This window comes from Thioclava sp. ES.031 (genome assembly GCF_002563775.1).
GTDB lineage: Bacteria > Pseudomonadota > Alphaproteobacteria > Rhodobacterales > Rhodobacteraceae > Thioclava.
Map to the genome: position 1 here is coordinate 572,341 of NZ_PDJO01000001.1, position 11,361 is coordinate 583,701.

Sequence of the window (11,361 nt, forward strand, 5' to 3'; positions counted from 1 at the left end):
TCATTTATGAGTCGTTATTGTTGTCATAAACCTGCACCCCCGCGACGAATGTGGCAAGCGTTTTGCCTTCCATTCGAGCAGTATCGAAGGGGGTATTCTTCGATTTTGAGCGCAGTTTGAAGCGATCGAGCACGAAAGGCGCATCCGGATCGAAGAGCACGAGATCGGCCGGAGCACCCTCGCAAAGCCGTCCCTGCGACAGTCCCAGACGCTTCGCCGGGTTCAGCGACATCGCCCGGAACAGCTGCGGCAGGGTCAGCTGGCCAGCGTGGTAAAGGCGCATCGCGGCGGGCAGGATCGTCTCGAGCCCGACCGCGCCGGAGGCCGCTTCCTCGAAGGGCAGGCGCTTGGATTCCTCGTCCGCCGGCGTGTGCAGCGAGCAGATCACGTCGATCGTGCCGTCGGCCACCGCCTCGATCACCGCAAGCCGGTCTTCCTCGTCGCGCAGCGGCGGCGTCAGTTTGAAGAAGGTCCGGTAATCGCCCACGTCGAGCGCATTGAGCGTCAGGTGGTGGATCGAGACCCCGGCGGTCACATCGAGCCCGGCCTCTTTTGCGCGGCTCAGCGCGGGCAGGGCCTTCGCGGTGGTGATCTGGTCGGCGTGATAGGCGAGGCCGGTCATCTCCACCAGCGCCAGATCGCGGTCGAGCCCCATCCGTTCGGCCATCGGCGACACGCCCGGCAAGCCCCGCAGCGAGGCGAATTTGCCCGAGGTCACGGCGGTGCCTTTCGACAGGACCGGCTCTTGCGGATGGCCGATCACCAGAGCGCCCAGATGGGCCGCATAGGTGAAGGCGCGTTGCAGCACCTTGGTCTGATCCGAGACGCGGGTGACATCGGTGAAGGCCACTGCGCCCGCATCTTTCAGAAAGCCGATCTCGGTCATCTCCTGCCCGTCGCGGCCCTTGGTCAGCGCCGCCATATGCAGGATGCGCACCGGCGCGTCCGCCGCGCGGCGGGTGACGAATTCCAGCGTCTCGGGGTTGTCGATGGCGGGCTGCGTGTCGGGACGGGCGATGATGGTGGTCACGCCCCCGGCTGCGGCGGCCATCGCCGCCGTGCGGAAGCTTTCCATATGGCGCTCGCCCGGCTCACCGATCTTCACGCCCAGATCGACGATCCCCGGCGCGAGGTATTTGCCGCCGCAATCGATAACTTCGGCATCGGCGGGGGCGGACATATCGCCGATCGCCGCGATCTTGCCGCCGTCGATCACCACGTTGCCGAGGGTTTCGGTCAGCGCCTCGGGATCGATCAGCTTGGCGTTTTCGAGGAAAAGGGTCATGCGTCGTGCCTCACTTCGCCACCAGTTTGCGCGCGGCCTGCGCGCTCTCGATCTCACGCACCACCGGGCCCGCATCGGCGAGGTGGCGGATCAGATGCTTGTCGCCCGCCTTCGTCACGACCTGCACATCGCCCATCAGCGACCGCACGCCGGAGATTCGCAGCAGCATTACTTGCTTTCCCTGCGGCCCGATGAGCCGCTTGTCGGTCAGCTGCCAGCGCCGCGCGAAGGCCTCCGAGCGGAAATAGAGCCCGCGCGCCGCCATGCCGACCACGACGGCGAAGCTCGCGATCACCACCTGATCGGGCTTGCCGAGCCAGAACAGCACTGTCGAGACCAGAACCGCGCCGATCACCGCCAGCACCGCGTGATCGGTCCAGTAGCGTTTCTTGTCCGCCGTGAAGACGGCCAGAACCTTTTCGCCCTCGTCCAGCGGCAATTCGCTTTCGGGGCCGGGGCGGTAGTTGAGAACCTCGTCGCGCTTGATCTCAGACATAGGTGCCCTCCGTGAGCGCGCGCCCGCGCTCGGCCCGCAGGTTGCGCGCCAAGAGGTCCATCACCGCCATGCGCACCGCCACGCCCATCTCGACCTGTTCCTGAATGACCGAGCGGTTGATGTCGTCGGCGATGGTGCCGTCGATCTCGACGCCGCGGTTCATCGGGCCGGGATGCATGACGATCGCGTCTTCCTTGGCATAGGCGAGCTTCTCCGCATCCAGCCCGTAGCGGTGGAAATATTCGCGTTCGGAGGGGATGAAGCCACCGTCCATGCGCTCTTTCTGAAGCCGCAGCATCATCACCACATCGGCGTCGCGCAGGCCTTCGCGCATGTCGTGATAGACCTCGCAGCCGAATTCTTGCACGCCCGAGGGCATCAGGGTCGGCGGCGCGATCAGGCGCACGCGGTTCTCCATCTTGCCCAGCAGGATCAGGTTGGAGCGCGCGACGCGGCTATGGGCGACATCGCCGCAGATCGCCACCGTCAGGCGTTTGATCCGGCCCTTCTCACGCCGGATCGTCAGCGCATCCAGAAGCGCCTGCGTGGGATGTTCATGCTTGCCGTCGCCCGCATTGATCACCGCGCATTCGACCTTCTGCGCCAGCAGATCGACCGCGCCGGACGCGCCATGGCGCACCACCAGCAGATCGGGATGCATCGCGTTCAGCGTCAGTGCGGTGTCGATCAGGGTCTCGCCCTTCTTCACCGACGAGGTCTGCATCGACATGTTCATCACATCCGCGCCGAGCCGCTTGCCCGCAAGCTCGAAACTGGATTGGGTCCGCGTCGAATTCTCGAAGAACATGTTGATCGCGGTCATCCCCGCCAGCGCATCGGTCTTTTTCACCGTGCGACGGTTCAGATCCACATATTTTTCAGCGAGGTCGAGAACGGTGAGGATATCCTCGGGGCTCAGATGTTCGATCCCCAGCAGGTGCCTTGGGCGAAAAGCCATTGCGCGATGCTCCGGTTAGACTGCATCGCTTATGGCAAACGGGGGGGCGGGCGTCCAGCCGCTTTACCGTCGCAGCGCCCATGGGGTAGGGTCGCGCAATGGAGACTCAGCCGACCCCGGAACTCGACTATCACGCCGCTCTGGCCGCCCTCGAATGGCAGCTGGAAATGGGCGTCGATACCGTCATCGGCGATACGCCCGTCGATTGCTACGAGTTGCCCGACAAATCGGCGCAGGCCAAGGCGAAGGCCCCCGAGGCCGCGCCCGCGCCGGACCGGGAATTGCCGCCGGTCGCGCAGATGGCGAAGATCGAGGGGCCCGATCCGGTCGTCGTTGCACGCGATGCGGCGGGCAAGGCCGACACGCTCGAAGCGCTGCGCGCCGCCATCGACTCCTATGAGATGTGCGATCTGAAGCTCGGGGCGCGCAATACGGTCTTTGCCGATGGCAAGCCCGCCGCGCGGGTGATGATCATCGGCGAGGCGCCGGGGCGCGAGGAGGACCAGAAGGGCCTGCCTTTCGTGGGCCGCGCGGGGCATCTGCTCGACAAGATGTTCGCGGCGATCGGCCTGTCGCGGCAATCGCCCGATGCCGAAGCCGCGCTCTATATCACCAATGTCCTGCCCTGGCGTCCGCCGGGCAATCGCGATCCCTCGCCTGCCGAGATCGCACAGATGCTGCCCTTCCTCGCCCGCCATGTCGATCTGGCCGATCCCGACCTGATCGTTCTGATGGGCAACGCTGCCTGTGCGGCGGCGCTGGGCAAGCGCGGCATCTTGCGGTTGCGCGGCACCTGGGCCGAGGCCTTCGGGCGGCCCACGCTGCCGATGACGCACCCGGCCTATCTGCTGCGCAATCCGGTCGCCAAGCGCGAAGCCTGGGCCGATCTTCTGCAAATTCGCGCCCGTCTCGACCAAGCGTAAACCGCGCCAAACGGTCGCGCTTTCGTGAAAAAGTGACGGACGCGGCGCCGTGACGCGTAGAGATAACCATTCCCTGCACCTATTTCGGCAAGGTAACATGGAAATCGCGCGACCGTGGGCAATTGCGAGCGCCCGCAGCACTGACGACAGATCGGAGACGCCATGCGCTTTCTCACCCGCTCCCTGATGGGGCTGTTTCTTCTGGCGCTGACCGTCGGCCTGCTGGCGATGGGCGGCTTCTCGATCTTTCAGGCGATGCAGGCCCGCAATGCCGAGAGCGGGCGTGCGCCCACCGCGCGCGAACGGGTTTTTGCGGCCAATGTGATCCCTGTCACCTTCAAGACGATGTCGCCGGTGCTGACCGCCTATGGCGAGGTGCGCTCGACCCGCGAGCTTGAGTTGCGCGCCTCGGCGGCGGGCACGATTGTCGAGCTTGCCCCCGATTTCGAGGATGGCGCGGAGGTCGAGAAGGGCGAGCTTCTGGTCAAGCTCGACCCGGCGGAGGCGCAGGCGGCGCGCGACAGCGCCGCGGCGACCGTGGCCGAGGCAGAGGCCGCGCTTGCGCAGGCGGAGCGCGCTTTGGCCATTTCGAAGGACGATGTGACAGCGGCGCAGCGGCAGGCGGACTTGCGGCTCAAGGCGCTCGACCGGCAGCGCTCGCTCTCGGAGCGGGGCGTTGGCTCGGCGGCCAATCTCGAGACCTCGGAACTGGCGGCCTCGGCGGCCGATCAGGCGGTGCTGAACCGCCGCTCGGCATTGTCGACCGCGCAGGCGCAGCTCGATACCGCGCGCACCTCGCTGACCCGCGCCAAGATCAGCCTGACCGAAGCCGATCGCAAACTGGCCGATACCGAAATTCGCGCCGAATTCTCGGGGCGGCTGGCCGAGGTGAACGCGGTCGCGGGCGGGCTGGTGTCGAATAACGAGATGCTGGGCAAGCTGATCGATCCCAACGCGCTGGTAATCGCCTTCCGCGTCTCAACCGCGCAATTCGCGCGCCTGACCGACGATCGGGGCGCGCTGCGCGATCTGCCCGTGGGGGTGGAACTGGTCGCGGGGGAGGAGACGCTGACGGCCAAGGCCGAGCTTTCGCGCGTCTCGGCGGCGGTCGATGACGGGGTGACGGGGCGCCTGCTGTTCGCGCGCGTCACCGACGGTCTGGGCAATCTGCGTCCGGGCGATTTCGTGACCGTCCGCCTGAAAGAGCCCGCGCTCGAGAATGTCGCGGAAATCCCTGCTGCGGCGGTGGACGCGGATAGCACCGTTCTCGTGCTCGGCCCCGAGGATCGCCTGGAAAGCGCTGATGTCACCGTGCTACGCCGTCAGGGCGATGCCGTCATCATCCGCGCCAAATTCGCGCCCGGCACCGAGATCGTCGCCGAGCGCACGCCACTTCTGGGCCGCGGGATCAAGCTGCGCCCGATGCGCCCCGGTCAGCCGCAGGCGGCCACCGCGCCCGATACGATCAAACTCGATCCCGAGCGCCGCGCCAAGCTGGTCAGCTTCGTCGAGACGAATACCGCGATGCCCGACAATGCCAAGAAACGCTTCCTTGCCGAGCTGAAGCAGGACGAGGTGCCCGTCGCCACCGTCGAGAAGCTCGAATCCCGGATCGGAGGCTGAGATGGCGTCTGGCCTCGATCCCAGAGAGCTGCCGCCCGCCCGCGGGTTGATCGGCCTCTTCACCCGCCACGCGACGCTGGCGAATATCGTGCTGGTCGTGATGCTCTGCGCGGGGCTCGTCGCCCTGCCGCGGATGCGCGCGCAGTTCTTCCCGGATTCGGTCGAGGAATCGATCACCGTCTCGGTGAAATGGGACGGGGCCGGGGCCGAAGAGGTCGACCGCGCCATCGTTCAGGTGCTGGAGCCCTCGCTGATCTCGGTCGAGGGGGTGGAAGCCTCGGACAGCCGCGCCTCGGAAGGCTCGGCGCGCATCAGTCTCGATTTCGAACCCGATTGGGACATGTCCCGCGCGGTCAATGATGTCGAGAACGCGCTGGCCTCGGCAGGCGATCTGCCCGAAGGCGCGGAGGAGCCCGAAGTGGCGCGCGGCGTCTGGCGCGACACGGTGACCGATCTGGTGATCACCGGGCCGCTCTCGCCGGAGCAGCTGGGCCGTTTGGGCGACGAGGCGGTGGTGCGGCTCTATCAGCAGGGCGTCACGCGCACCTCGCTTGCCGGGATCGCCGCCCCCGAAACGGTCGTCGAAGTGCCGACCGTCTCGATGATGGCCCATGACGTGACGCTGACCCAGATCATCGACGTGATCTCGGCTGAGGCGAATACCGATCCGGCAGGCGAAGTGGCGGGCGGCGCCACGCGCGTGCGCACGGGCGAAGAGCGCCGCTCCGCGCCCGAGATCGAGAACCTCGTGATCCGCACCGAACCGGATGGCTCGCAGCTAACCGTGGGCGATGTCGCCAATATCCGTGTCGAAGGCGGCGACCGGAACCGAGCCTATTTCGTCGGCGACAACGCGGCGGTGGTGATCAACGTCGCGCGCTCGGCGGCGGGCGATGCGATCGCGATCCAGCACAAGGTCGAAGGCGTGATCGACCAGATGCAGCCGACGCTGCCTGCGGGCACCTCGATGGATCTGGTGCGCACCCGGTCCGACGCCATCACGCAGCGCCTCGATCTGCTGGTAGGCAACGGGGTGCTGGGGCTGAGCCTCGTTCTGGTGCTGCTGTTCCTGTTCCTCAACGCGCGCACGGCCTTCTGGGTGGCGATGGGGATCCCGACCTCGATGGCTGCGGCGCTGGCGGTGATGTATTTCACCGGCATGACGCTGAACATGATCTCGATCTTCGCGCTCATCCTGACGCTGGGGATCGTGGTCGATGATGCGATCGTGGTGGGCGAGCATGCCGATTTCCGCGCGCGACATCTGGGCGAGCATCCGGTGCTCGCCGCCGAGAATGGCGCGCGGCGCATGGCCGCCCCGGTCTTCGCCTCGACCCTGACGACCGTGATCGCCTTCGCAGGGCTGACGGTGATCGGCGGGCGCATGGGCAACATGATCGTCGATATTCCCTACACGGTGATCGCGGTGCTCGCCGCCTCGCTGATCGAGTGTTTCGTGATCCTGCCCAACCACATGAGCCACGCGCTGCGCCACACCTCTGAGGGCAAGTGGTACGACTGGCCCTCGCGGCAGGTGAACCGCGGGCTCGACTGGTTCCGCCGCGTGGTGATGAAGCCGCTCACCCGGCTGATCGTCATCGGGCGCTACCCGGTGATCGCGGCGGCGATCGCGCTTTTGCTGTGGCAGGTCAGCTTCGTGATGTCGGGCAAGGTGCAGTGGCGCTTCTTCAATCCGCCCGAGCAGTCCACCGTGAACGGCGCATTCTCGATGGTCGAGGGCGCGACCCGGGCCGACACCGAAGAGATGATGCGCACGATGCAGGCGACCGTGACCAAGGTCGCGAAGGAATTCGAGGACGAATACGGCGTGAACCCCGTCGAATACGCGATCGGGCAGATCGGCGGCGCATCGGGGCGGGGGCTGGCCTCTGCCGATACCAAGGATGCCGATCTCCTCGGCTCGCTTTCGATCGAGGTGATCGATCCCGATTACCGGCCTTATTCCAGCTTCGATTTCGTCTCGCGGCTGCAGGCCGAGACGCCGCGCCTGCCGCTGGTCGAAGAGATCAGCTTCCGCCGCTTCCGCTCCGGCGGCGCCGGGGACGGGATCGCGGTGCAGTTCTCGGGCAACGAGACGCGGATTCTGAAAGACGCCGCCGAAGACCTGAAGACGCAGCTTGCGCAATTCCCCGAGGTCTCGGCGGTGGAGGACAACCTCGCCTATGACAAGCAGGAGCTGATCCTCGATCTCACCCCGCAGGGCGAGGCGCTGGGCTTCGACATCGCGACGCTGGGCCGTGAATTGCGCGCGCGTCTGAACGGCACCGAGGCTGCGAGCTTCCCCGACGGGGTGCGCTCGGCCACGATCCGTGTGGAACTGCCCGAGGAAGAGCTGGCCGCCGATTTCATCGACCGGATGCAGCTGCGCGCGCCCGGCGGCGAATGGGTGCCGCTGGCCGACATCGTCTCGGTGCGCAGCCAGACGGGCTTCTCGACGATCCGGCGCGAGGATGGCGTGCGGCAGGTCTCGGTCACGGGCGATGTCTCCGAGGACGATCCCGCACGGGCCAACGAGATCCTCGCGCGCATCTCCGACGATATCCTGCCGCGCATCGCCGAGGAACGCGGCGTGGCCTATACGCTCACCGGGCAGGCCGAGCAGGAGCGCGACTTCATGAGCGACGCGCTGATCGGTCTGATTATGTGCCTGATCGGCATCTACATCGTGCTCGCGTGGATCTTCGCGAGCTGGACGCGGCCGATCGTTGTGATGTCGGTGATCCCCTTCGGCGCAGTCGGCGCGATCTGGGGCCACTATGTCTGGAACCTGCCGATGTCGATGTTCGCCGTGGTCGGCGGGATCGGGATGATCGGGATCATCATCAACGATGCGATCGTGCTGATCTCTACGGTCGACGAATACGCCGAGAAGCGCGGGATCGTGCCCGCGATCGTCGATGCGGTCGCCGACCGTCTGCGCCCGGTGCTGCTGACGACGCTGACGACGGTTCTGGGTCTTGCGCCGCTTCTCTACGAGCAATCCAGCTCGGCCCTGTTCCTGAAATCCACGGTGATCACGCTGGTCTACGGGCTGGGCTTCGGGATGATCATCGTGCTGCTGGTCGTGCCCGCAGTGCTCGCGGTGCAGCTCGATTTCGGGCGGCAGGTGCAGGCGGTGCGTCACGGCGTGCGGGTCGTGCGGCTGCGTGGCGTGCTGGCCGGCGTCGCGGCGCTGATGGTCGTGGGCTTCGCGCTCACGCTGGGGCGCGCGATGTGGGAGGGTCAGGCGCTGATGCCCGCCTTCGGAGGCTTCGCGCTGATCGCGGGGATGGTGGCGATGGGGGCGGGGCTGATCGCGCCCCGGCTGCTGCGCGGCCATATCCGCCACAGACCGCCGCCGGAAGCCTGACCTCCGAGAGAGTTGATTACTCGGTGCAGCCCATGATCTCGACCGCGCCGCGATCCGAGAGCACGGTGATGCGCAGATCGCTGGGGTCGAGGTCGAAGGGCTTCGCGTCCGGCGGCACGAAGTCGGCGCTGGTCACGAGGGTATCGCCCTCGCGATGGCTGTCGGCCTCGGAGACCCAGACCGGGCGCGAGGCGAGTTCCAGAAGCGCGTTTTCCGTGCCGATCGCGGGCGGCAGATCGACCCGCGCCGTCAGCCGGACCCCATCCTTCATTGGCTCTGTCTCGCAGCGCGTCTGCGGGGCGATCTTGCGCGGCTCACGCGCGAGCGCCGCCTGAATTTTCGGATCGGGCGTGCCGTCTCCGGTGACCTCGGTCTGCAGGTGCAGGCTGACCGGCACGCAGATATTGTCGCAGATCCCGATCATCACATCGGCTTTCAACTGCACCGGCTTGCCCGGATCTTTCGGCGTCACCGAAATCGGCAGCACGACGCCATCGTGATAGCCGACGGTGCGCATGCCGGAGGACAGGAAGACTTCCGGCGCAGGCCAGTGAACCACGGCCGAGGCGAGGTTGCTCGATCCGGTGAACTGGATATGCGGCGGGATGCCCGCATCGCCGGGCGAGCGCCAATAGGTTTTCCAGCCGGGCGCGAGCGCGATTTCCAGCGCCGCCATGCGGGTGCCGTTGGCGCCTTTTCCGCCTGCGCGCAGCTGCGCCTGCTCCAGCCCCGGAGGCGTCGGCAGTGCGGGCATGGACGCGTCTTGCGGCGCGACCTGCTCCTGTGCTGCGATCTGTGCTACGGCTTCCTGCGCCGCCACGCCGAGCGGGCAGCAGCCGAGCAGGATCCCCATGGCTGGTAACAAACGTGTCATATGTCTTACCTAGTCGCTTCCCTGCACGTTCAGAAGTCACAAACGCGACAGAAGCGTGCAACATTTTGTCCCGGCGCGCCGCAATGCGAAACAATTCCTGCGTCTGGCTTGAATAGACGCGCCGCTCGCGCCACCTTGAATAGAGATGGGATGCAACTGCGAAGGGGAGCGAGATGGACCTGACAGGTAAGTTTCTGATCGCGATGCCCGGTATGGGGGATCCGCGATTCGAGCATTCGGTGATCGCCGTCTGCGCCCATTCCGATGAGGGTGCGATGGGTCTGATCATCAACAAACCCTTGCCGACGCCCGCCTTCTCGGACCTTCTCGAAAGCCTCGATATCGAACGGCCCGGTGCGGATATCCGCTTCGATCAGCCGATCCTCTTTGGCGGTCCGGTCGAGACCGGGCGCGGCTTCGTGCTCCATTCACCCGATTGGACGACCGGCGAGGGCCAGATGGAAGTCACCGACCGGCTGCGGATGACCGGCACACGCGACATTCTCGAAGATATCGCGATGGGGCGCGGCCCGAACCAGGCGCTGATGGCGCTGGGCTATGCGGGCTGGGGACCGGGTCAGCTGGAGGAAGAAATCCTCGACAATGGCTGGCTCACCGCTGACAGCGATGCCGACCTCGCGCTCGATGCCGAGCATGAGACCAAATGGGTGCGCGCGCTCGAGGGCATGGGGATCGACCCGCGAACGCTTTCTGCTGCGGCGGGTCATGCCTGAGGGCTGATCGGGGCTCCGCCCCCTCGGCGCGTCCGCGCCTCACCCCCGGGATATTTAAGCCAAAACGAAGAGGCGATCAGTCGCGCGGGGCTGCCGCGCGGCGCAGGCGGTCGTTAATCGCGCGGCCGAGGCCGGTTTCCGGGATCGGGGCGAAGGCGAGTGTGGTGAGGCCGCGCGTTTGGGCGAGCGCGTCACCCTTGCGCAGCATCGCGAAGAGGTTCGCCGCCGCCTCGGTCAGATCGCCCGTGGGCGAGAGGTTCAGATCGGCGGTCGGGCAATCGCCACCGAAACCGATCCAGACCGCATCCGGGCGCGGCGCGGTCACGTCCAACAGCACCGCGGCGCCCGGCGCGTAATGCGATTTGAGCTGCCCCGGCGCGTTTGGCTTGGCCGCGTCGCCGCCGGTGGGCAGGGGCTGGCCGATCAGTGCCTCGACCTCTTCGGCGGCGACCCCGCCGGGGCGCAGCAGCGCGGGCGGGTCGAGCGCGAGGATAGTGGATTCCACCCCGACCTCGCAGGGGCCGCCATCGATCACCGCCGCGATCTTGCCGCCGAGCCCGTCCATCACATGCTGCGCGGTGGTCGGGCTGATCTTGCCCGAGGGATTGGCCGAGGGCGCGGCCAGAGGGCCGCCGAATTCGGTCAGCAGCGCGCGGGCGACCGGATGCGCGGGCAGGCGGATCGCGACCGTGTCATGCCCGGCCGTCACCAGATCGGAGAGCCCGGCTTCTGGGCGCAGCGGCAGGACCAGCGTCAGCGGTCCCGGCCAGTAACGCGCGGCGATATGGCGTGCGGCGTCGGAGACCACGGCGATCTCTTCCGCCGCTTCGATCGACGGCAGATGCACGATCAGCGGATTGAACTTCGGACGCCCCTTCGCCGCGAAGATCGCGGCCACCGCGCGGTCGTTGCGCGCATCACCTGCAAGCCCGTAGACCGTCTCGGTCGGCATCGCGACCAGTTCGCCCGCGCGCAGCAAGGCGGCTGCCTGCGCATAGCCCTCGGCATCGGCGGAAAGGAGTTTCGTGTCTTGGCTCATGCAGTCGTGACGCAGCGTTGGAGTTGAAGGGGGCTGCCCTTGCGGTAGGGTATCGGCAA

At 66.7% G+C, this 11,361-nt stretch carries 9 protein-coding genes; 4 read left to right on the forward strand and 5 right to left on the reverse strand.

What is annotated here, in order from left to right; translation table 11 throughout:
- Window positions 1-4: 4 nt before the first annotated feature.
- From pyrC to AXZ77_RS02895, 3 genes are read right to left on the reverse strand one after another with little or no spacing between them, the layout of a single operon-like run.
- Window positions 5-1,285, reverse strand: coding sequence for a dihydroorotase (gene pyrC, locus AXZ77_RS02885; protein WP_098409956.1), 1,281 nt, complete (start codon window positions 1,283-1,285; stop codon window positions 5-7).
- A gap of 10 nt (window positions 1,286-1,295) precedes the next feature.
- Complete coding sequence (locus tag AXZ77_RS02890; protein ID WP_098409957.1) at window positions 1,296-1,781, reverse strand: hypothetical protein; 486 nt, start codon at window positions 1,779-1,781, stop codon at window positions 1,296-1,298.
- Window positions 1,774-2,739: an aspartate carbamoyltransferase catalytic subunit gene (locus tag AXZ77_RS02895; RefSeq protein ID WP_098409958.1), complete on the reverse strand. Its 966-nt coding sequence runs from the start codon at window positions 2,737-2,739 to the stop codon at window positions 1,774-1,776. The genes AXZ77_RS02890 and AXZ77_RS02895 overlap by 8 nt, the downstream gene beginning before the upstream one ends.
- Before the next feature lie 98 nt (window positions 2,740-2,837).
- Between AXZ77_RS02895 and AXZ77_RS02900 the strand changes: the two genes are divergently transcribed.
- The 3 genes from AXZ77_RS02900 (at window position 2,838) to AXZ77_RS02910 (ending at window position 8,655) form a co-directional block, all read left to right on the forward strand.
- Window positions 2,838-3,662 (forward strand): uracil-DNA glycosylase family protein, encoded by an 825-nt coding sequence (locus AXZ77_RS02900; RefSeq protein ID WP_098409959.1) that lies wholly within the window; start codon window positions 2,838-2,840, stop codon window positions 3,660-3,662.
- A gap of 162 nt (window positions 3,663-3,824) precedes the next feature.
- On the forward strand, window positions 3,825-5,285 hold the full coding sequence (locus tag AXZ77_RS02905; protein WP_098409960.1) for an efflux RND transporter periplasmic adaptor subunit: 1,461 nt from the start codon (window positions 3,825-3,827) through the stop codon (window positions 5,283-5,285).
- A gap of 1 nt (window position 5,286) precedes the next feature.
- A complete protein-coding gene (locus AXZ77_RS02910) occupies window positions 5,287-8,655 on the forward strand; it encodes an efflux RND transporter permease subunit (protein ID WP_098409961.1) in 3,369 nt (1,122 codons plus the stop codon).
- Between the two features lie 16 nt (window positions 8,656-8,671).
- On the opposite strand, the gene AXZ77_RS02915 is transcribed toward AXZ77_RS02910, so the two are convergent.
- On the reverse strand, window positions 8,672-9,529 hold the full coding sequence (locus AXZ77_RS02915) for a protein-disulfide reductase DsbD domain-containing protein (protein ID WP_098409962.1): 858 nt from the start codon (window positions 9,527-9,529) through the stop codon (window positions 8,672-8,674).
- A 173-nt stretch (window positions 9,530-9,702) separates the two neighbouring features.
- On the opposite strand from AXZ77_RS02915, the gene AXZ77_RS02920 reads away from it, so the two are divergent.
- Window positions 9,703-10,263, forward strand: a complete 561-nt coding sequence (locus AXZ77_RS02920; RefSeq protein WP_078521749.1) for a YqgE/AlgH family protein — start codon at window positions 9,703-9,705, stop codon at window positions 10,261-10,263.
- A gap of 76 nt (window positions 10,264-10,339) precedes the next feature.
- Here the strand turns inward: AXZ77_RS02920 and AXZ77_RS02925 are convergent, their stop codons facing one another.
- Window positions 10,340-11,302, reverse strand: a complete 963-nt coding sequence (locus AXZ77_RS02925) for an L-threonylcarbamoyladenylate synthase (protein WP_098409963.1) — start codon at window positions 11,300-11,302, stop codon at window positions 10,340-10,342.
- Window positions 11,303-11,361 lie beyond the last annotated feature (59 nt).